Source organism: Streptomyces sp. PL-25 (assembly GCF_058344915.1).
This window is the reverse complement of sequence record NZ_CP136997.1, coordinates 2,194,759-2,214,560: the sequence shown is the minus strand read 5'-3', so window position 1 is coordinate 2,214,560 and position 19,802 is coordinate 2,194,759. Positions and strand designations below refer to the sequence as shown.

At 72.5% G+C, this 19,802-nt stretch carries 16 protein-coding genes and 3 tRNA genes; 8 read left to right on the top strand and 11 right to left on the bottom strand.

Features of this window, described 5'->3' with window-relative positions; all coding sequences use genetic code 11:
- Positions 1–135: 135 nt before the first annotated feature.
- Together R4Z62_RS09850 and R4Z62_RS09845 are read right to left on the bottom strand one after the other, a co-directional pair.
- The gene (locus R4Z62_RS09850; RefSeq protein ID WP_491519593.1) at positions 136–1,107 is read right to left on the bottom strand and encodes an arylamine N-acetyltransferase family protein; all 972 of its coding nucleotides are present in this window, start codon (positions 1,105–1,107) and stop codon (positions 136–138) included.
- A gap of 109 nt (positions 1,108–1,216) precedes the next feature.
- A complete protein-coding gene (locus R4Z62_RS09845) occupies positions 1,217–1,912 on the bottom strand; it encodes a SanA/YdcF family protein (protein WP_385490128.1) in 696 nt (231 codons plus the stop codon).
- Between the two features lie 690 nt (positions 1,913–2,602).
- Between R4Z62_RS09845 and R4Z62_RS09840 the strand changes: the two genes are divergently transcribed.
- The 4 genes from R4Z62_RS09840 to R4Z62_RS09825 all read left to right on the top strand — a co-directional run bounded on the left by R4Z62_RS09840 (position 2,603) and on the right by R4Z62_RS09825 (position 8,837).
- On the top strand, positions 2,603–3,949 hold the full coding sequence (locus R4Z62_RS09840) for a deoxyguanosinetriphosphate triphosphohydrolase (RefSeq protein WP_385490125.1): 1,347 nt from the start codon (positions 2,603–2,605) through the stop codon (positions 3,947–3,949).
- Positions 3,950–4,172: 223 nt separating this feature from the next.
- Positions 4,173–5,438 (top strand): NAD(P)/FAD-dependent oxidoreductase, encoded by a 1,266-nt coding sequence (locus R4Z62_RS09835; RefSeq protein ID WP_064533037.1) that lies wholly within the window; start codon positions 4,173–4,175, stop codon positions 5,436–5,438.
- Positions 5,439–5,484: 46 nt separating this feature from the next.
- A complete protein-coding gene (dnaG, locus tag R4Z62_RS09830) occupies positions 5,485–7,395 on the top strand; it encodes a DNA primase (RefSeq protein ID WP_491519592.1) in 1,911 nt (636 codons plus the stop codon).
- A 170-nt stretch (positions 7,396–7,565) separates the two neighbouring features.
- Positions 7,566–8,837 (top strand): RNA polymerase sigma factor, encoded by a 1,272-nt coding sequence (locus R4Z62_RS09825; protein ID WP_491519591.1) that lies wholly within the window; start codon positions 7,566–7,568, stop codon positions 8,835–8,837.
- A 56-nt stretch (positions 8,838–8,893) separates the two neighbouring features.
- Here R4Z62_RS09825 and R4Z62_RS09820 read toward each other — a convergent pair whose 3' ends face one another.
- The 4 genes from R4Z62_RS09820 to R4Z62_RS09805 all read right to left on the bottom strand — a co-directional run bounded on the left by R4Z62_RS09820 (position 8,894) and on the right by R4Z62_RS09805 (position 14,571).
- A complete protein-coding gene (locus R4Z62_RS09820) occupies positions 8,894–10,822 on the bottom strand; it encodes an ABC transporter ATP-binding protein (RefSeq protein WP_491519590.1) in 1,929 nt (642 codons plus the stop codon).
- Positions 10,822–12,555, bottom strand: a complete 1,734-nt coding sequence (locus tag R4Z62_RS09815) for an ABC transporter ATP-binding protein (protein ID WP_491519589.1) — start codon at positions 12,553–12,555, stop codon at positions 10,822–10,824. The genes R4Z62_RS09820 and R4Z62_RS09815 overlap by 1 nt, the downstream gene beginning before the upstream one ends.
- A gap of 197 nt (positions 12,556–12,752) precedes the next feature.
- Positions 12,753–14,207: a xylulokinase gene (locus tag R4Z62_RS09810; protein WP_064533032.1), complete on the bottom strand. Its 1,455-nt coding sequence runs from the start codon at positions 14,205–14,207 to the stop codon at positions 12,753–12,755.
- A 61-nt stretch (positions 14,208–14,268) separates the two neighbouring features.
- The gene (locus tag R4Z62_RS09805) at positions 14,269–14,571 is read right to left on the bottom strand and encodes a hypothetical protein (RefSeq protein WP_018570679.1); all 303 of its coding nucleotides are present in this window, start codon (positions 14,569–14,571) and stop codon (positions 14,269–14,271) included.
- A 145-nt stretch (positions 14,572–14,716) separates the two neighbouring features.
- Between R4Z62_RS09805 and R4Z62_RS09800 the strand changes: the two genes are divergently transcribed.
- The 3 genes from R4Z62_RS09800 (at position 14,717) to R4Z62_RS09790 (ending at position 15,152) form a co-directional block, all read left to right on the top strand.
- Positions 14,717–14,789 (top strand) — tRNA-Asn (locus tag R4Z62_RS09800).
- A gap of 5 nt (positions 14,790–14,794) precedes the next feature.
- Positions 14,795–14,867: transfer RNA gene (locus R4Z62_RS09795), tRNA-Asn, on the top strand.
- 211 nt (positions 14,868–15,078) lie between these two features.
- A tRNA-Ile gene (locus R4Z62_RS09790) sits at positions 15,079–15,152 on the top strand.
- Between the two features lie 232 nt (positions 15,153–15,384).
- On the opposite strand, the gene R4Z62_RS09785 is transcribed toward R4Z62_RS09790, so the two are convergent.
- The gene (locus R4Z62_RS09785; RefSeq protein WP_018570678.1) at positions 15,385–15,639 is read right to left on the bottom strand and encodes a Txe/YoeB family addiction module toxin; all 255 of its coding nucleotides are present in this window, start codon (positions 15,637–15,639) and stop codon (positions 15,385–15,387) included.
- A complete protein-coding gene (locus R4Z62_RS09780) occupies positions 15,636–15,899 on the bottom strand; it encodes a type II toxin-antitoxin system Phd/YefM family antitoxin (RefSeq protein WP_381743349.1) in 264 nt (87 codons plus the stop codon). Before R4Z62_RS09780 ends, R4Z62_RS09785 begins: the two co-directional genes overlap by 4 nt.
- A gap of 119 nt (positions 15,900–16,018) precedes the next feature.
- On the opposite strand from R4Z62_RS09780, the gene R4Z62_RS09775 reads away from it, so the two are divergent.
- Positions 16,019–17,074 carry a hypothetical protein gene (locus R4Z62_RS09775; RefSeq protein WP_491519588.1) on the top strand — a complete coding sequence of 352 codons (1,056 nt, stop codon included), beginning with the start codon at positions 16,019–16,021 and terminating at the stop codon, positions 17,072–17,074.
- Positions 17,075–17,109: 35 nt separating this feature from the next.
- Here R4Z62_RS09775 and R4Z62_RS09770 read toward each other — a convergent pair whose 3' ends face one another.
- The 3 genes from R4Z62_RS09770 to R4Z62_RS09760 all read right to left on the bottom strand — a co-directional run bounded on the left by R4Z62_RS09770 (position 17,110) and on the right by R4Z62_RS09760 (position 19,664).
- Positions 17,110–17,274: a hypothetical protein gene (locus R4Z62_RS09770; RefSeq protein ID WP_491519587.1), complete on the bottom strand. Its 165-nt coding sequence runs from the start codon at positions 17,272–17,274 to the stop codon at positions 17,110–17,112.
- Between the two features lie 25 nt (positions 17,275–17,299).
- The gene (locus R4Z62_RS09765) at positions 17,300–18,046 is read right to left on the bottom strand and encodes an ANTAR domain-containing response regulator (protein ID WP_385490108.1); all 747 of its coding nucleotides are present in this window, start codon (positions 18,044–18,046) and stop codon (positions 17,300–17,302) included.
- Positions 18,047–18,626: 580 nt separating this feature from the next.
- A complete protein-coding gene (locus R4Z62_RS09760; protein ID WP_064533029.1) occupies positions 18,627–19,664 on the bottom strand; it encodes a rod shape-determining protein in 1,038 nt (345 codons plus the stop codon).
- Positions 19,665–19,802 lie beyond the last annotated feature (138 nt).

Sequence of the window (19,802 nt, the reverse complement as noted above, 5' to 3'; positions counted from 1 at the left end):
GTCATGTCCATAGCGCCCGCACGGTCGGATGAACGGGGAGAGCGGTTCGGGAGAGGGATCGGAAAGAGGGGGTGGGCGGGTGGCGGAGGCATGCCCCCGCCACCCGCCCACCCGCCGGGATCGGTTCAGCTCAGCTCAGCCCAGCAGCCGCAGCCCCTCGGGCACGGCGATGCCGAACTCCTCCTCGGCCACGCGCCGCGCCTCCGCCTCGTCCGTGAGCGTCCGCCCGGTCACCGTGCCGTCGGCGAGGGTCTCGGTGAACCGGGCGCCGTCCAGGCAGACATGGCGCCCGGCGGTGGTCCGCTGGAGGTAGGCGCGGCGGGTGAAGGGGGAGCGAGGATGGGTGGCGACGTACCAGTTGGCCACCTCGAAGTCGGTGGCGACGAACCGCTCCTGCGTGAAGGCGTACTGGGCGATCCAGTCCGCCGCCCCGGGGTCGTACGCCTGTAGCGCCCACAGCTCCAGCGGGCCGCCGTGCGGCAGCCGTACGAGCCGGTGGCGCCGCCCGGCCCCCGCGAACTCGGGCCCTACGGCCAGCGGCACCGGCTCCAGCAGCGCGCCGGTCGCCCCGAAGCCCACGTCCGCCAGATACGGCCGCGCCTCGCCCGGCACGGCCACCCGCAGCATCATGTGCGTACGCGGCCGGCTCTCCGGGTCGTCGGCGCCCAGCACCACGCGCCCCGCCAGCCCGGACACCTCGAAACCGAGCGCCCGGAGGGCCAGCGCGAGCAGCGTGTTCTGCTCGTAGCAGTAGCCCCCGCGCCGGCCGCGCACCATCTTGGCCACCAGATCGGCGGGCGCCAGCGAGGGCGCCCGGCCCGCCAGCGCGTCCAGGTTCTCGAACGGGACGGACAGGGCGTGCGCCAGGTGCACCTCGCGCAGCGTCGCGAGCCCGGCGCGCCGCTCGCCCCGCAGGCCGATGCGCGCGAGATACGCGTCGAGGTCGAACGGCTCACCCGCGGGGGCGGCCGAAGCGGTGTCGGTCTCGCTGGTCTCGCTGGTCTTGTCGGTCGCGCTGGTCGCGCTGGTCGCACTGGCCGCACTGGTCGCGCTGGCCGCACTGGTCTCGCTGGGCTCGGAGGTCTCGCTGGTCTCGGCGTGGGACATGCCCCGAACCTACGCCGACGCGCCCCGCCGACGCCCGGACCCCCGGTCCCGACCGGTCTCCTCCGGTGGACCTAGGCCGACACCGGCGTCCCGGCCAGGGGAAGGACGCTCAGCGCGCGTCGGCCAGCGCCCGCGCCACCCCGGGCTCCTTCGGCCCCAGGAAGGTCGGGTCCGGCCGGAAGACCGCGTCCAGCGCCGCCTTCCCGGCCGCGAACACCTCCCGCGCGCCGCCGTAGTACCAGGTGGCGTCGTGCACGGCGTCCACCCCGACACCGTAGGAGTCGATGCCCGCCGCCTCGCACAGCGCCACCGCCCGCCGGATATGGAAGCCCTGGCTGACCAGCACCGCCCGGTCCACACCGAAGATCTTCTTCGCCCGCACACAGGAGTCCCAGGTGTCGAAACCCGCGTAGTCCGTGACGATCCGGCCGGCCGGTACGCCGTGCCCGGTCAGGTACGTGCGCATGGCGTCCGGTTCGTCGTAGTCCTCCCGGCTGTTGTCGCCGGTCACCAGGACGACCTTGATCCTGCCGTCCCGGTAGAGCCGCGCCGCCGCGTCCAGGCGGTGCGCCAGGTACGGCGACGGCTCGCCGTGCCACAGGCCCGCGCCGAACACCACGGCGACGTCGGTGCGCGGCGCGTCGGCCGTGGTGCGCAGCCGGTCCCCGGTCGTGACGTACAGCCAGGTCGCCGGCAGCAGCGCCAGCACGCACACCGCCACCACGGCCCGCACCAGCCGCCGCTGCCCGGCCCGCGTGCGCGGCAGCCGCGGCCGCCTCCATCCCGGTCGGCGTGTCCAGTGCATCGCCCGGCCCCCTCTCGTACGGCCGTACGCGCACGTGTGTGCGGTACGGGCCCCGATCAGCAAGGACGAGCCAGGACCCGCCCCGGTTCACCCGCCCGCCCACCTGCACTCTCCTCGTGGCGCACGGCAGCCGCGACGGCACCGGCACCGGCACGCGCGCGCGTGGTGGCCCTGCCCGGCCCGCGTCCGCTGCTCGCGCGGGCGCCGCACGACCGGCCGACCGGCCGACCGAGGCGGCCCGGTGCCCGCCCGCCGACACGGCGCCGCACCGGGGGAACGCGGTCGTGCCGACTGCCACGGGCTCCAGCGCCCCGGGGCACGCGATCGCGCGTCCGGCCCCCGCCGCATCGCCCGGCTGTCGGCCACCCGCCTCGGCATGCCCGCGGTCCCCCCTCACGCCTCGGCCACCGCGCCCACCGTCCCGGCCGCCATGCACGCCCCCACGCCTGCGCGCAGCCGGCACCGGATCGCCGTCGCCTTGCCTCGCCTCGTCCCCTGCCGCACCGCGCCCGGCCGCCTCGCCTACGCGCGCGCCGCCCACGTCCCCGGCCCCGCCGCCCCTCACCCGACCCGCCGCGCCCGGCGAGGCCGCCCCGCCCCGCCCCGCCCCCGCGTGGCCCTCGCCGAGCGGCCCCGCCCGGAGCGCACCGCCGCGTCCCGCTTGTCGGTGGGTGCCCGTACTGTCGAGGCATGGCAGGGATCGCATCCGAGACGGCGGCGCCGTACGAGAACCAGCTTCCGCCCGAGGGCTACGACCCGGCGGCCATCGACCGCTGGGCCGGTGAGCCGGACAAGCGGCCGGGGCGTACGGCGTTCCAGCGCGACCGCGCGCGGGTGCTGCACTCCGCGGCCCTCAGACGGCTGGCCGGCAAGACCCAGGTGGTCACGCCGGACAAGGCACCGCAGGGCGTCGGCGCGTGGGACGCCAGCCCCCGCACCCGGCTCACCCACTCGCTGGAGTGCGCGCAGGTGGGCCGCGAGCTGGGCGCCGCCCTGGGCTGCGACCCGGACCTGGTGGAGGCCGCCTGCCTCTCGCACGACCTGGGCCACCCGCCCTTCGGGCACAACGGCGAACAGGCGCTGAACGAGTTCGCGCACGACTGCGGCGGCTTCGAGGGCAACGCCCAGTCGCTGCGCCTGCTCACCCGGATCGAGCCCAAGCGGTTCGTCACCGGCCCCGGAGCGGACGAACCGGTCAGCGTCGGGCTGAACCTCACCCGGGCCGCCCTGGACGCGGCCACCAAGTACCCCTGGCCGCGCGGCGCCCACCCCACCGACCCGGCCTCGCCCAAGTTCGGGGTCTACGAGGACGACCGGCCGGTCTTCGACTGGGTGCGCCGCGGCGCACCCGGCACCCGCACCTGCTTCGAGGCCCAGGTCATGGACTGGTCCGACGACGTGGCGTACTCGGTGCACGACGTGGAGGACGGCCTGCACGCCGGCCACCTCGACCCCGGCTGCCTGCGCTCCGCGCCCGAGCGGCGGGCCGTCTTCGCGGTCGCCGTCGGCCGCTACGTCCCGGCGGGCACCGAGCCCGAGGAGCTGGCCGAGGCCCTGGACCGCCTCCTCGACCAGGAGTGGTGGCCGCACGGCTACGACGGCTCCGCCATGGCCCAGGCCCGCCTGAAGGACGCCACCAGCCAGCTCATCGGCCGCTTCTGCCTGGCCGCCGAGGGCGCCACCCGGCAGGCGTACGGCGACGGCCGGCTGACCCGGTACGGCGCGGAGCTGGTCGTCCCCAGGAGCACCCGAATGGAGTGCGCCGTCCTCAAGGCCGTCGCCGACCGCTTCGTCATGCAGCGCGACGAGCAGGAGCGGCTCCGCGCCGACCAGCGGATCGTCGTCGCCGAGCTGGCCGCCGCGCTCACCGAGCGCGCCCCCGAGGGCCTGGACCCGCAGTTCCGCGCCCTGTTCACCCGGGCCGCCGACGACCGCGCCCGCAAGCGCGTGATCGTCGACCAGATCGCCTCCCTCACCGATGTCTCGGCCCGCTCGCTTCACGCACGGCTGACGGGGGCCCGGACGGGGCAGGGATGACGTCATGGAACTGACAGCGCGCTTACGGACCGCCGTGATACCGCTGTTACGCATGGGGCCAGGGTGACCCCAGTGCCGGGGCCCGGCGCCCCGGGGTGACCCTGCGTGGCCTGATCGGGCCACTCCCTCTTCCCGCATCACGCTCCGCGCGGGACGCTCGCACGTGGCGGCACCCGCAGTTTCTCCGGGGGACACCCCCCGGCCCCCCGGCAGGAGGCAACAAGTGGTCGACGCGGATCAGACATTCGTCATCGTCGGAGGAGGTCTGGCCGGCGCGAAGGCGGCCGAGACGCTGCGCGCGGAAGGCTTCAGCGGCCGGGTGATCCTCATCTGCGACGAGCGCGACCACCCCTACGAGCGCCCGCCGCTGTCCAAGGGCTATCTGCTCGGCAAGGACGAGCGCGACAGCGTCTTCGTGCAGGAACCGGCCTGGTACGCGCGCCATGACATCGAGCTGCACCTCGGCCAGACCGTCGTCGCCGTCGACCGCGCCGCCAAGACCGTCCACTACGGCGACGACGGCACCCACGTCCGCTACGACAAGCTGCTGCTGGCCACCGGCGCCGAGCCGCGCCGCCTGGACATCCCCGGCACCGACCTGGCCGGCGTCCACCACCTGCGCCGCCTGGCCCACGCCGAGCGCCTGAAGAACGTCCTCACCCACCTCGGCCGGGACAACGGCCATCTGGTGATCGCGGGCGCCGGCTGGATCGGCCTGGAGGTCGCCGCCGCGGCCCGCTCCTACGGCGCGGAGGTCACCGTCGTCGAGCCCTCCGCCACCCCGCTGCACGGCGTGCTCGGCCCCGAGCTGGGCCAGCTCTTCACCGAGCTGCACCGCGAGCACGGCGTCCGCTTCCACTTCGGCGCCCGGCTGACCGAGATCGTCGGCCAGGACGGCATGGTGCTGGCCGCCCGCACCGACGACGGCGAGGAGCACCCCTGCCACGACGTGCTCGCCGCGATCGGCGCCGCCCCGCGCGTCTCGCTCGCCGAGGCGGCCGGCCTGGAGCTGGCCGACCGGGCGCACGGCGGCGGTGTGATCGTCGACGAGCGGCTGCGCACCGCCGACCCGGACATCTTCGCCGCCGGTGACGTGGCCGCCTTCCCGCACGCCCTGTTCGGGACCCGGCTGCGGGTGGAGCACTGGGCCAACGCGCTCAACGGCGGCCCGGCCGCGGCCCGCGCGATGCTCGGCCGGGACGTCGTCCACGACCGGGTGCCGTACTTCTTCTCCGACCAGTACGACCTGGGCATGGAGTACAGCGGCTGGGCGCCGCCCGGCTCGTACGACCAGGTGGTGATCCGCGGCGACGCCGGCAAGCGCGAGTTCATCGCGTTCTGGGTGAAGGAGGGCCGCGTCCTCGCGGGGATGAACGTCAACGTGTGGGACGTCACGGACCCGATCCAGGCCCTGATCCGCGCGAGGACCCCGGTGGACACCGACGCGCTGGCCGACCCGCACGTCCCGCTGGACACCCTCGTCCCGTAGGACCTGTCCGGACGGGAGTGTCACCGCGGCCCCGTAGAATTCACCCGTGGCCGGACGGATCAACGACGAGGACGTGAAGGCGGTACGGGACGCGGTCCCGATCGACGCCGTGGTGTCCGAGTACCTCCAGCTGCGCGGCGCGGGCGGCGGCAACCTCAAGGGCCTGTGCCCCTTCCACGACGAGAAGTCGCCGTCCTTCCAGGTCAGCCCGAGCAAGGGACTCTTCCACTGCTTCGGCTGCCAGGAGGGCGGCGACACCATCACGTTCGTGATGAAGGTCGACCACCTCACCTTCTCCGAGGCGGTCGAGCGCCTCGCCGCCCAGGCCGGCATCACCCTGCGCTACGAGGAGGGCGGGTACAACCCCTCCCACCAGCGCGGCGAGCGCATCCGCCTGATCGAGGCGCACAAACTGGCCGCCGACTGGTACGCGCAACAGCTCGCGGGCAGCGCCGAGGCCGAGACCGGCCGGGTCTTCCTCGCCGAGCGCGGCTTCGACCAGGGCGCCGCCGTCCACTTCGGCGTCGGCTACAGCCCGCAGGGCTGGGACCACCTGGTCCGCTTCCTGCGCGGCAAGGGCTTCACCGACAAGGAACTGCTCCTGTCCGGCCTCGCCCAGGAGGGCCGCCGCGGGCCCATCGACCGCTTCCGCGGCCGGCTGATGTGGCCGATCCGCGACATCGGCGGCGAGGTCGTCGGCTTCGGCGCCCGCAAGCTCTACGAATCGGACAACGGCCCCAAGTACCTGAACACCCCGGACACCCCGGTCTACAGGAAGTCCCAGGTCCTGTACGGCATCGACCTGGCCAAGAAGGAGATCGCCAAGGCGTCCCGCGCGGTCGTCGTCGAGGGCTACACCGACGTCATGGCCTGCCACCTGGCCGGGGTCACCACCGCCATCGCCACCTGCGGCACGGCCTTCGGCGGCGACCACATCAAGATCCTGCGCCGGCTGCTCATGGACAACGGCTCGGCCCGGGTGATCTTCACCTTCGACGGCGACGCGGCCGGCCAGAAGGCCGCGCTGCGCGCCTTCGAGGACGACCAGAAGTTCGCCGCCGAGACGTACATCGCCGTCGCCCCCGACGGCATGGACCCCTGCGAGCTGCGCCTGGCCAAGGGCGACGACGCGGTCACCGACCTCGTGGAGCCGCGCACCCCGCTCTTCGAGTTCGCGCTGCGCCAGATCGTCGCCCGCTACGACCTGGACACCCCGGCGGGCCGCGCCGCCGCCCTGGACGAGGCCGCGCCGGTCGTCGCCCGGATCAAGAACAGCGGCGCCCAGCACGAGGTCGCCGTCCAGCTCGCCGGGCTGCTCGGCATCCTGGACACCCAGTTCGTGGTCAAGCGGGTCGCCCAGCTCGCCCGCTGGGCCCGCGAACGCGGCGGCCGCGGCGGCCCCGAGCGCCGGCAGGGCCCCCCGCAGCAGCAGTACGCCGCCCCCGCGCGGCCCGCCGCGCCCAGCGGCCCCGCCCTGAACCTGCGCAACCCGGTGCACGCCGCCGAGCGCGAACTGCTGAAGCTGGCGCTGCAACGCCCGGAGCTGGTCTCCCCGGCCTTCGACGCGTACGGCGCGGACGAGTTCACCGCCCCGCCCTACGCGGCCGTGCGCCAGGCGGTCCTGGACGCGGGCGGCGCCGAGTACGGCACGGCCGACCCGCAGGAGTACCTGGTCCGCGTCCGCGAGGCCGCCCCCGACGACACGGTCCGCGCCATGGTCACCGAGCTGGCCGTGGAGGCGATCATGCGCCGCGTGGTCGACGAGATGTACGCGGGCGAGGTCCTGGTCCGGGTCCGCCGCCGCGCCGTCGAACGCCGCATCCGCGACCTCAACAGCACCGTGGCCCGCCTCGGCACCGGCGGTGACCCCGCCGGCCTCGCCGCCGCGCAGAACGAGCTGTGGGTCCTCCAGCAGTACGACCAGGCCCTGGCGGTCAAGGGCGCGGCCGCTCTCTAGGGTTCTCCGGGGTCCGAGCGGCCGGAATATCCGCCTCGTGACGGACCGGACGCAAAAAGTCACCGCACGCCCCTCGTGGCGGCGATGTGTCGTACTCCACACTGGGGTCCGGTGCCTGATCCCCGGAGCGCGGCCGGTCCGTCCCCCCACGGGTCTCTCCTCCCGCGGCCGTGCTCATCGCGTACAGGACGGACAGCGGCGAGGCCGTCGACCCCGTCCCCCGAGTACCGCTGCCGCACAGGTCAGCAGCGATCATCCTGGAGGTCGCCCGCGTGCAGACCCAGACCCTCATCACCCCTGCCGACAGCGCCACCGATCTCGTCCTGGCGGCGGCCGTGCCCCCGCAGGACCGGGTCGCGCACCACCCGGACGCGGCGGAGCCCGGCGAACCGGAGGAGCCGCCCGCCGACGAGCCGGAGCCCGGCGCGTCCGAGGCCGCCGAGGCCGGCGAGGCCGCCGAGCCCGCCGAAGCCGGTGAGCCCGACGAGGCGTCCGAGCCCGCCGCCGTCCCGGCCCGCGCCGACAGCGGCGGGCCCACCGCGGACCTGTTCCGGCAGTACCTGCGGGAGATCGGCCGCATCCCGCTGCTCAGCGCGGCCGAGGAGGTGGACCTCGCCCGCCGGGTCGAAGCCGGTCTCTTCGCCGAGGAGAAGCTCAGCGGCGCCCACGACCTCGACAGCGCGCTCGCGGGCGACCTGGACCGGCTGGTCGTCATGGGCCGCCTCGCCAAGCGCCGCCTCATCGAGGCCAACCTGCGGCTGGTGGTGTCGGTCGCCAAGCGCTACGTCGGCCGCGGGCTGACCATGCTGGACCTGGTCCAGGAGGGCAATCTCGGGCTGATCCGGGCGGTGGAGAAGTTCGACTACGCCCGCGGCTACAAGTTCTCGACGTACGCGACCTGGTGGATCCGGCAGGCGATGAGCCGGGCACTGGCCGACCAGGCCCGCACCATCCGCGTACCGGTGCACGTCGTCGAACTGATCAACCGGGTGGTGCGGGTGCAGCGCCGGATGCTCCAGGAGCGCGGCTACGAGCCCACCGCGGCCGAGGTCGCCGCCCACCTCGAACTGCCGCCCGAACGGGTCAGCGAGGTGCTGCGGCTGGCGCAGGAGCCGGTCTCGCTGCACGCCCCGGTCGGCGAGGAGGACGACGTGGCCCTCGGCGACCTCATCGAGGACGGCGACGCCGCCTCGCCCGTGGAGTCGGCCGCGTTCCTGCTGCTGCGCCAGCACCTGGACGCGGTGCTCTCCACGCTGGGGGAGCGCGAGCGCAAGGTCGTCCAGCTCCGCTACGGCCTGGTGGACGGGCGCCCGCGCACCCTGGAGGAGATAGGGCGCCTGTTCGGCGTGACCCGGGAGCGGATCCGCCAGATAGAGTCCAAGACCCTCAACAAGCTGCGCGACCACACCTTCGCCGACCAGCTGCGCGGCTACCTGGACTGAAGGGGGCCGCCCCGCCGGGCGCCCCCCTCCCGCGTACCGGCCGGACCGGTCTGCGCTCAGTCGACCTCCGCGACCGCCTGCGCGAACTGCGCCTTGTACAGGCGGGCGTAGGCGCCGTCGGCCGACAGCAGCTCGTCGTGCGCGCCCTGTTCGACGATGGAGCCGTTCTCCATCACCAGGATGGTGTCCGCGTCCCGGATGGTGGAGAGCCGGTGCGCGATGACGAACGACGTCCTGCCGTGCTGGAGTTTGGCCATCGCCTTCTGGATCAGCACCTCGGTACGGGTGTCGACCGAGCTGGTCGCCTCGTCCAGCACGAGGATCACCGGGTCGGACAGGAACGCCCGCGCGATGGTGATGAGCTGCTTCTCACCGGCGCTGACCCCGCTGCCCTCGTCGTCGATCACGGTGTCGTAGCCGTCGGGCAGGGTCCGCACGAACCGGTCCGCGTGCGCGGCCCGCGCCGCCTCCTCGATCTCGCCGCGCGTCACCTCGCGGGGGGCGCCGTAGGCGATGTTCTCCGCGATGGTGCCGCCGAACAGCCAGGTGTCCTGGAGCACCATGCCGATGGCGGAGCGCAGTTCGTCGCGCGACATCCGGGCGATGTCCACCCCGTCCAGGGTGATCCGCCCGCCGGTGACGTCGTAGAACCGCATCAGGAGGTTGACCAGGGTGGTCTTGCCCGCGCCGGTCGGGCCGACGATCGCGACCGTGTGGCCCGGCTCGACCGTCAGGGACAGGTCCTCGATCAGCGGCTTGTCCGGCTCGTAGCGGAAGGACACGTGCTCCAGCGCGACCCGCCCGCGCAGTTCCTCCGGCCGCACGCCCGGCACCGGGTCGGCCTCCTGCTCCTCGGCGTCCAGCAGTTCGAAGACCCGCTCGGCCGAGGCGACGCCCGACTGCACCAGGTTCGCCATCGACGCGACCTGGGTCAGCGGCATCGAGAACTGCCGCGAGTACTGGATGAACGCCTGCACATCACCGATGGACAGCGTGCCCGAGGCGACCCGCAGCCCGCCGACGACCGCGACCAGCACATAGTTCAGGTTGGACACGAACATCATCAGCGGCTGCATGACACCGCTGTTGAACTGCGCCTTGAACCCGGCCTCGTACAGCGCCTCGTTCTGCTCGGCGAACTGCCGCGCCGACTCCTCCTGGCGGCCGAACACCTTCACCAGGGCGTGCCCGGTGTACATCTCCTCGATGTGCGCGTTCAGCTTGCCGGTGGAGCGCCACTGCTGCACGAAGTGCGGCTGGGAGCGCTTGCCCACGCGGGTGGCCACGACGAACGACAGCGGCACGGTCACCAGCGCGACCAGCGCCAGCAGCCAGGAGACCCAGAACATCACGATGAGCACGCCGAAGATGGTCAGCAGCGAGTTGATGAGCTGGCCCATCGACTGGTTCAGGGTCTGCCCGATGTTGTCGATGTCGTTGGTGGCGCGGGAGAGCACCTCGCCGCGCTGGCGCTTGTCGAAGTAGGACAGCGGCAGCCGCGACAGCTTGGTCTGCACGTCCTCGCGCATCCGGAACATGGTCCGGTTGACCGACCGGTTCACCAGCCGGGTCGCCACCGCCATCAGCAGCCCGGCCACCAGGAACGTACCCAGCGCGAACAGCAGCACCTCGCCGACGGCACCGAAGTCGATGCCCTGTCCGGGCGTGAAGTCCGTGCTCCGGAGCATGTCGGCGACCGAGCCCTGGCCGTGCGCGCGCAGCGAGGCCAGGGTCTCCTCCTTGGACATCCCGGCCGGGAACTGCCGGCCGATGATGCCCGCGAAGACCAGGTCGGTGGCCTTGCCGAGGATCTTCGGCCCGATCACGCTGAGGGTGACGCTCACCACCACGCACGCCAGCAGGATGCAGATCGTGGCCCGTTCGGGTCGGAACCGGGCGATGAGCCGCTTGCCCGACTTCTTGAAGTCCATCGAGCGGCTGTCCGGGGAGCCCCCGGCCATCATCCGCCCCATCGGCCCTGCCATCAGGCGGCCTCCGCTTCCGTCAGCTGGGAGAGCACGATCTCCCGGTACGTCTCGTTGCCCGCCATCAGCTCGTGGTGGCGGCCGGTGCCGACGACCCGTCCCTCGTCCAGGACGATGATCCGGTCGGCGTCCCGGATGGTCGCCACCCGCTGGGCGACGATGACGACGGTCGCCTCGGCCGTCTCCCGGGTGAGCGCGGCGCGCAGGGCCGCGTCGGTGGCGTAGTCGAGGGCGGAGAAGGAGTCGTCGAAGAGGTAGATCTCCGGGCGCTGCACCAGGGTGCGGGCGATGGCCAGGCGCTGGCGCTGGCCGCCGGACACATTGGTGCCGCCCTGCGAGATCGGCGCGTCCAGGCCGCCCTCCAGCCTGCTGACGAAGTCCTTGGCCTGCGCCACCTCCAGCGCGTGCCACAGCTCCTCGTCGGTGGCGTCCGGATTGCCGTAGCGAAGGTTGGTGGCGACCGTGCCCGCGAACAGGTACGGCTTCTGCGGCACCATGCCGACGGTCCGCGCCAGCAGCTTGGCGTCCAGGGTGCGCACATCGGCGCCGTCGACCAGGACCTCGCCGTCGGTCGCGTCGAACAGCCGCGCCACCAGGCCCAGCAGGGTGGACTTGCCGCTGCCGGTCGAGCCGATCACGGCGGTCACCTCGCCGGGCCGGGCGGTCAGGTCCACGGCCTTCAGCACCGGCTCCTCGGCGCCCGGGTAGCGGAAGCCCGCCCCGCGCAGCTCCAGATGACCGTGGCTGCGCAGCTCGCGCACCGGCGCCAGGGGCGCGACGACGCTGGACTCGGTGTCCATGACCTCCTGGATGCGCTCGGCGCAGACCTCCGCGCGCGGCACCATCATGAACATGAAGGTGGCCATCATCACGGACATCACGATCTGCATCAGATAGGCGAGGAACGCGGTGAGGTCGCCGATCATCATGCCGCCGCTGTCGATGCGGTGGGCGCCGAACCACACCACCGCGATGGACGACACATTGACCACCGTCATCACGATCGGGAACATCAGCGCGAGCATCCGGCCGGTGGCCAGGGACATCTCGGTCAGCTCGCCGTTGGCCGCGCGGAAGCGGTCGTTCTCGTAGGTGTCGCGGACGAAGGCGCGGATGACGCGGTTGCCGCTGATCTGCTCGCGCAGCACCCGGTTCACCGTGTCCAGGCGGGTCTGCATGGACCGGAACAGCGGGCGCAGCCGGCGCACGATCAGCGTCACGGAGAGGCCCAGCACCGGGACGACGGCGACCAGGACGCCCGACAGCGGCACGTCCAGGCCGAGGGCCAGCACGACACCGCCCACGCACATGATGGGCGCCGACACCATCAGGGTGAACGTCATCAGGGCCAGCATCTGTACCTGCTGGACGTCATTGGTCGTACGCGTGATGAGCGAGGGCGCGCCGAACTGGCCGACCTCGCGCGCCGAGAAGGACTGCACCCGGTCGAAGACGGCGGCCCGCACGTCCCGGCCGAGCGAGGAGGCGGTCCTGGCGCCGTAGTACACGGCACCGATGTTGCATCCCACCTGCGCCAGCGAGATGGCGATCATCACGGCGCCGAACGTCAGGATGTAATCCGTGTCACCTTTCACCACGCCCTTGTCGATGATGTGGGCGTTCAGCGTGGGCAGGTAGAGGGTGGCGCAGGTCTGGAGGAACTGAAGCAGCACCAGAAGAGCGATGGGTTTCCTGTAGGGCCTGAGATAGGTCCGCAGAAGTCGTATGAGCACGCTGGGTCTCTCGGAGTCGGCGGTGGGGGCGGTCGATGTCCCCTGGCACCTATCGTCGGACACTCCGCCCGTGTTACCTCAACTGATTAACCCGATCGGAGCGCGCGGCGGCCGGACACCCCGGCCGCCCCGCGCTCGGGCCCGCGCGCCCCGTACGGGTGTCCCGTACGCGTGTCCCGTACGCGGCGCACCGCGCACTACGCGCCGAACGCACCCGGATGGGTCTGTTCGCGCACCGCCGTGTACTGCTGGCGCACCGCCTGGCCCACCGCCAGGTCCTCGCCCGGCTCCAGCACCTGGGCCGCCGCGCCCTGCCAGGCGGGCGGGTCGCGCGGGTCGAGGGTGCCCTGCGAGACGCCGAGCGCCCACGCGGCCTGCCGGGCGGCGCCGATCGCCGCGTAGTCGGCGGGCTGCGGCACGACGACCTGCGCGCCGAACAGCGCGGGCGCCGCGGCCTGCACCGCGGGCAGCTCGGCGGCCGGCCCGAGCAGGAAGACGCGCCGCACCTCCACGCCCCGGCCGCGCAGCACGTCCAGCGCGTCCACGAGCCCGCACAGCATGCCCTCGAAGGCGGCCCGCGCCAGGTGCTCGGGCTTCATCGACTCCCGCCGCAGACCCGACAGCGTCCCGGCGGTGTGCGGCAGCGCGGGGGTCCGCTCACCTTCCAGATACGGCAGCAGCACCAGCCCGTGCGAGCCCGGCGTCGACTTCGTCGCCAGCTCGGACAGGGCCTCCAGATCCGGCAGGCCCAGCAGCTCCGCGGTGCCGCGCAGTGTCCGTACGGCGTTCAGCGTGGTCACCACCGGCAGATGCATGCCGGTGGCGTCGGCGAGCGAGGTGATCATCCCGCTCTGGTCCACCAGCGCCTCGGGGTGCACGGCCATCACCGACCCGGAGGCGCCCAGCGACACCACCGCGTCCCCCCGCCCGAGGCCCAGGCCGAAGGCGGCGGCCATGGTCTCCCCGGTGCCGGCCGAGATCAGCAGCCCCTCCGGAGTCGTACCGGCCGCCTCGGCGGGGCCGATCACCTCGGGCAGCACCGCCTGGTGGCCGAGCGCCAGCTCGACCAGGTCGGGTCGGTAGGCGCCGGTGGCCGCCGACCAGTAGCCGGTGCCGGAGGCGCCGCCGCGGTCGGTGGTCCGCCGCGCCGGGCGGCCCAGCAACTGCCACACCAGCCAGTCGTGCGCCTGCATCAGCACGGCCGTGCGGCCGGCCGCCTCCGGCTCGTTCTTCGCGAGCCAGCGCAGCTTGGTGACCGGCTGGGCGGCCTGCGGCACGGAGCCGACCGCCTGCGCCCACGCCTCCCGGCCGCCGAAGGAGTCGACGAGGTCCGCCGCGGCGGCCTGGGCCCGCCGGTCGCCGCCGACCAGCGCCGGGCGCACGGTGGCGCCCTGGCCGTCCAGTGGCACCAGCGCGTTCTGCTGGGCGGAGACGCCGATCGCCTGCACGCCCTCCAGCAGTCCGCCGCCCGCGGCCTCCCCGAGCGAGAGCAGCCAGGCCTGCGGATCCACGTCCGCCGGACGGCCGCCCCCCTCGGGGCTCTCCACCGGATGCGGTGCGTAGCCCTGCCGGAGCACGGCCCCCGTGTCCGTGTCGCAGACCACGATGCGAGTGAAATCAGGTGAGCTGTCCAACCCGGCGACTATCCCCATGCGGAAAATTCTGCCGCATCCCGGCACCCGTGTGGGGCGGGGGCCGGATGGTTCCCCCGGTTCAGGTGTTGCTGGTGCCCCAGTCGTCCGCGCCGTTGCCCCCGGCCCGCTCGCGCAGGGAGCGGACCCGCTGCGCCACCGAGTCCGGGACATGGTCGCCGACCCGGTCGCTGACCGCGTGGTACGCCTTGCCCGCGAACTGCCGCCCCTGCTGGGCCGCCGTCTCCGCGGTGTTGCGCACGGCGGGGTTCTGCGCCACCTGGCGGGCGGACTTGCGGAGCTGCTCGTAGCGCTCACGTCCCGCCTTGGTGCCCAGTACGTAACCCAGAGCCAGCCCTGCGATGAACACGAGCCGGTAGCGCATGGTGGCCACCCTTCCTTGCCTCGACGTCGGAGCCCGGGGGAACCGATTGGCGGAGCACCCCCCTGCTTGCGCTAATGTATGTGTCGCAGCGAGCGCGCGCTCACCGGGGACTACCCCGGAAGACGCGTCCGATGCGACGAGGCATTCCTCCGTAGCTCAATTGGCAGAGCAGCCGGCTGTTAACCGGCAGGTTACTGGTTCGAGTCCAGTCGGGGGAGCTCGGTCCTCCGTAGCTCAATTGGCAGAGCAGCCGGCTGTTAACCGGCAGGTTACTGGTTCGAGTCCAGTCGGGGGAGCATGCTGAACGAGGACCCTCCGGGGTCCTTTTTCATGTCCGGCCCCGCACCCGGGTACCCACCGGATCCATGTTCGGGGGAACCGCCGTGACCTCGCAGGAGTCCTCAAGGTCAGGAAGACCGCGGCGAGCCGACCACGGCGAAGCAGGAGATCGTATGAGCGGCTATGCTGCGGCAGACGGCGCGCACACGTGTACGCGACGCGCCGGACGGGGCGGTAGCTCAGCCGGTTAGAGCAGCGGACTCATAATCCGTCGGCCGTGGGTTCGAGTCCCACCCGCCCCACCGCAAGGTTCTCCCAGAGAACCGTTTCTATCTGCGGAAGCGTGAGAACGGGGGTCGCCACTCCAGGGTGGGGCCCCCGTTCATTCGTTCAGATCAAGGTCCAGGGGACACCCAGGGGACACGGTCAGGCGACAGCGGCCGGCGTGTTCGCACGGGAGCGCCCGCACTCCGCCGTCGGCTCGGCCCATCGCCACGAACGGGACGAGCCGTCGCCGGTGAGGGCTTTTCGGTGTCAGTAGTGGTACCGAGCCTGGACGATCATCAACTCGTCGCCGGATGGCTTGTACACGAGCCGGTGCGTGTCGTCGATCCTCCGAGACCAGTAGCCCGACAGATCGCCCTTCAGGGGCTCCGGTTTGCCGATGCCCTTGAAGGGATCGCGCATGGTGTCGTCGATCAGCTTGTTGATGCGCTTGACCATCTTGCGGTCGTTCTCGGCCCAGTAGGTGTAGTCCTCCCAGGCGTGAGACGTGAACGAGATCTTCACGCATGCTCCGCGTCGGGGTCGATCAGCTCGCGGTGCTGGGCCTTGCCGGCCTCCGCCTCGGCGATGGAGTCGAGCAGGCGACGGGCGTTCTTGGGGGAGCGCAGAAGGTGCACGGTCTCGGTCCAAGAGCTGAAGTCCTCTTCGGACATGAGGACGGCGTTCCCCTTGCGGGAGGTGATGTGAACCGGGGCGTGGTCCTCGTTGACCTGCTCGATCAGCGGGAACAGGTTCTGGCGCGCCTCGCTGGCGGTGATGGACATATTTGCTGCCTCCTCTCTCGACTTGTACAAGATATGGTACGGGTCTTGATCGTGTCCACAGTTCCCGGCGCGCATGCTGGAGTGCTGTGTCGCCCTGGTGGCTGCCGAATGAAGGGCGGATGGGGGGCGATCTGGACCGCGTGCCGTGGGCCCTCGCGCCGTCCTCCGGCCTCAGGGAGCTGTCGGAGGCGGCGCACCGGAGGGCGGCCGCGCTTCCGGCTCAGTTCTTCCTGATCTTCTTCCGTTCCCCTTTGGGGTACGCGACTTTGTGGTTTCCGGTGGCTGTGATCATCTTGTGCGGGGGGACCGCGCATGCCCGGGCCGTCGCAGGGGTCATGATCTGCATCCTGCCTTTCGTGAGCTGGCCCTTCCTCGGCTACCGCGTTCTTTTCTTGCGCGCCATTTTCCCGCTGGTCACCGTACTCGTTCTCTGGATCGTGTGGCTTTCTCTGCTGCCGACTCCGATGTTCGAAGGCTTTGTGCCGCGCGTCGCCGACGCGGCTCTGTCGCTTCTGTTCCTCGGGAGTCTTCCGGCAGTCCTGATCATGTACGTGCGGTGGCGCCGTGAGATCGCGGAGAGGGTGCACGCCTACGACAAGGAAGCGCTGGTGATGCTTCGCCTCGTCGCGGCCATGCATGACGGCCGGGAGCTCTGGTGGCAGCGGGGGACGGTACGCCAGTGGAGCGAGTCCCTTGAGGTCGCGGCCGTCGAGACGGCCAGGGCCTTCCTGCTGAGGGGGCGTTTCGACCCCGTCGACTTCGAGTTGAGGCGTGAACTGGAAGAAGAGTCGTTGCGTGCGGCGGCGACGGTGCGGATGTACAAGCGCAAACTGGCCAGGCTGCAACAAGCGGACGATGTCGACGTCGTCGTGAGCGAGCTCTTCGAGAAGATCGACGCGCTCGTGCGCAGTGACCGGCAGACTTTTCTCTCCGGTGCGCCTGAGGTGGCATCTGCGGCGAACCGGATGTGGCGGCGTGTGCTTCGAATGTGGCCGGGATGCCTTCTAGTGGCTGCGGGAGGTGTCCTCCCGTTGGTTCCCGGAGTTTCTGACCAATATGCCGGTCCAGGTAGGTGGATGCTGATCGCGGTGGGGATCAGTTCTCTTCTTTCCGCGAATCCCGAAGTGGCCGGGAACGTGCGAGATGTGATGTCGCGGGTGCTTCCTTTCCGCTGAGTTCCCGTACTCGGGCGGCGGCGGCGGAACCGCTCTCAGATGCCGTCCGCCGCGTCCGACGTCTCCGGGAGGTCGTCGCGGTCGCCCTCGGCCTGGGAAGGGGTCGGGTAGGGCGGTTCCGGGGTGTCGGCCGTGCGGCGGGTGGGGGTGTCGTCGCGTTCGCCCTCGGCCTGGGAGGGGGTGTGCTCTCGCATGTTCATGGTGGCTCCTGCGGACCTGGGGTGGTCACTCGGGGTCCGGGTACCCGTCGTTCCCTCCTCCGCACGCGGTCGTCCGGGCCAGCGCGGCGCGCAGGGCCGCGCGGATCTCCTCCGGGGGCGGGGGCCCGTCCGGCAGGGCGCCCGCGGTGACGGCGGCGGCCACGGTCCGCAGCTTGGTGTTGGAGCGCTGGGACGCCTCGCGGAGGATGTCCCAGGCCTGCTGCGGGGTGCAGGCGTGGGCGGCCATCAGGATGCCGCGGGCCTGGTCGATGACCGGGCGGGAGTCGATGGCCCGGCGCAGCTGCTCGACCTCCCGCTGGAGTTGGAGCAGCCGCTCCCCGCGCTCCACGGCCACCGCCGAGGCGGGGGTGGGGGCGGCCGGTGCGGGGGGCGCGGGTTCCTCCGGGGACGGGTTCAGCGGGTCGGCGGTGTCCAGGCCAGCCAACTCCAGGACGCGGCGCGGCTGCCCTGTCCAGCCGGTGGCCGTGACGGGGACGAGATGGCAGCGGCCGTGGGCGTCGAGCGCCTCCAGGAAGCCGAGACCCGCCGAGTCCATGAACGTCACCCCGGCCATGTCCAGGTCGATCCGGCAGGTCCGGGGCGGCAGTTCGGCGAGCGTCTTGGCCAGCGTGTCCGCGCAGCCGTGCACCAGCTCCCCGCTCGGGGCGAGCCGGGCCCGGCCGTCCGGGCGGACGTGCGCGGCGATGGCCAGCGGAGCGGCCGGCGCGTCCAGCCGCCGCGCGAGAGGTGGAGGTGGTGTCCCTGAGGTCATGTCCCGCCCTGTCCCGCCCGTCGTCCCGCTCGTCTCGTCGCCCCCCTGCCTTCCCGGTCTCCCGGTGCTCCGGTCCTCCAGTCCTCCGGTTCTCCGTGGCTTTTCGGGAGCCGGGGCCCGGTGGTCTGTTCTGCGCCTGCCCTGTGCTCCGCCGCGTACACCTGGCGGGCGGCGCGCGGGCCGGTTCGGTCGGGCCGGTGGGGTGCCGGGCAGCGGGGTGCCGGTATTGCCTTCGCCGGGGCGGGGCGGGGCCGGGGGTCCGCACGGCCGGAGCCCTTCCAGCGCCCTGCCCTCCGCATCCAGCACGAGGCGCTGATCAAGCTGGCGTTTCGGGGGCGCGAGGTGACGGTCCTGTGCCCATATGACGACGCCGTGTGCCTTGGCGCGCTGCTCGGTCCTGCCGGGCGACGGCTGGAGGACCGGGTGCCGGTCGCCGCCGAGCTGACCGCCAACAGTGAGGTGCACGGCGGCGGTTCGGGCGAGGTACGGGTGTGGGCGGCGGACGGGCGGGTGCTGTGCGAGGTCCGGGACGCGGGGCGGTTCCGGGGCGCCGCCGTCGCCGGGGCGCCGTCGTCGGCGGCTACGCCCCGATCGGGTCCAGTACCAGCGGTTCGATCCGGCCCTCCAGCATCTCGCCCAGGCCCTGCACCGCGCACACGTCGGGGCGGTCGGCGATGTGCACCGGCATGCCCGTGGCCCGGCGCAGCATCTGGTCGAGGCCCGGCAGCAGCGCGGAGCCGCCGACCATCATGATGCCCCGGTCCACGAGGTCGGCGACCAGGTCGGGCGGGCACTCCCGCAGCACCGTGTAGATGCCGTCGAGCACGGCGGTCAGCGGGGCCTGGATGGCTTCTCGCACGGCGGCGGTGTCCACCAGGACGGAGCGGGCGAGCCCGGTGGCCACGTCCCGGCCGTGGATCTCGGTGGCCGCCGGGCCGTGCGCCGTGAGGCCGTTGTCGTGCAGGGCCAGTTGCAGCGGGCGCACCGACTGGCTGGGCAGCACCAACGCGTGTTCCTGGCGCAGGTGCTGGACGATCGCGTGGTCGACGGCCTCGCCGCCCACCGGCATCCGTACGGCGGCGACGATCGAGCCGAGGGAGAGGACGGCCACCTGGGTCGCCGCGGCGCCGCACACCATGATCATGGTGGCCTCGGCGCGTTCCACGGGCAGTCCGCAGCCCACGGCGGCGGCGATGAGCGTGTCGACGAGCTCCACCCGGCGGGCGCCGAGTCCGACCAGGGTCTCGACGGTGGCGCGCTGGGCCAGCGGATCGGCGTCGTGCGGGGTGCAGGCCGCCGCCCGCAGCCGGGCCTTGCGGCGCAGCGAGCGGCGCATCTTGTCGCCGAGCAGATGTCGCAGCATGCGCTGGGCCATCTCGATGTCGATGACGGTGCCGCCGGAGACCGGGCGGACCACGCGGATGTAGTCGGGGGTGCGGCCGGTCATCTTCTCCGCGAACTCGCCGACCGCGATCAGCGCGCCGGTACGGGTGTTGACGGCGGCGACCGAGGGCTGGTCGACGACGAGTCCCGCGCCCTTGACGTACACACGGGTCCGGGCCGCTCCCAGGTCGACGGCGAGATGACAGCGGCGCAACTGCTCCAGACTGGCGGACATGACGGATCCTCCCGAGAGCGCGGACCGTGGCGGTCGCCGGGCGGCGGCCTCCTGTGCATCGTGTGCGGGACGGGGGAGCGGGCGCCTGTTCAAGGGGGCCGGGCGGGGGGCCGCTGGACGAGTGCTTTTCCTGGCCGC

Excerpts from the sequence above, each read along its gene's own strand:
- R4Z62_RS09850 (WP_491519593.1), bottom strand. The coding sequence starts at position 1,107 with ATGTCCCACGCCGAGACCAGCGAGACCTCCGAGCCCAGCGAGACCAGT.
- R4Z62_RS09780 (WP_381743349.1), bottom strand. The coding sequence starts at position 15,899 with ATGTCCATCACCGCCAGCGAGGCGCGCCAGAACCTGTTCCCGCTGATC.
- R4Z62_RS09765 (WP_385490108.1), bottom strand. The coding sequence starts at position 18,046 with ATGACCTCAGGGACACCACCTCCACCTCTCGCGCGGCGGCTGGACGCG.
- R4Z62_RS09805 (WP_018570679.1), bottom strand. The coding sequence starts at position 14,571 with ATGCGCTACCGGCTCGTGTTCATCGCAGGGCTGGCTCTGGGTTACGTA.
- R4Z62_RS09820 (WP_491519590.1), bottom strand. The coding sequence starts at position 10,822 with ATGGCAGGGCCGATGGGGCGGATGATGGCCGGGGGCTCCCCGGACAGC.
- R4Z62_RS09775 (WP_491519588.1), top strand. The coding sequence starts at position 16,019 with ATGGGGGGCGATCTGGACCGCGTGCCGTGGGCCCTCGCGCCGTCCTCC.
- R4Z62_RS09840 (WP_385490125.1), top strand. The coding sequence starts at position 2,603 with ATGGCAGGGATCGCATCCGAGACGGCGGCGCCGTACGAGAACCAGCTT.
- R4Z62_RS09810 (WP_064533032.1), bottom strand. The coding sequence starts at position 14,207 with ATGGGGATAGTCGCCGGGTTGGACAGCTCACCTGATTTCACTCGCATC.
- R4Z62_RS09845 (WP_385490128.1), bottom strand. The coding sequence starts at position 1,912 with ATGCACTGGACACGCCGACCGGGATGGAGGCGGCCGCGGCTGCCGCGC.
- R4Z62_RS09760 (WP_064533029.1), bottom strand. The coding sequence starts at position 19,664 with ATGTCCGCCAGTCTGGAGCAGTTGCGCCGCTGTCATCTCGCCGTCGAC.
- R4Z62_RS09770 (WP_491519587.1), bottom strand. The coding sequence starts at position 17,274 with ATGAACATGCGAGAGCACACCCCCTCCCAGGCCGAGGGCGAACGCGAC.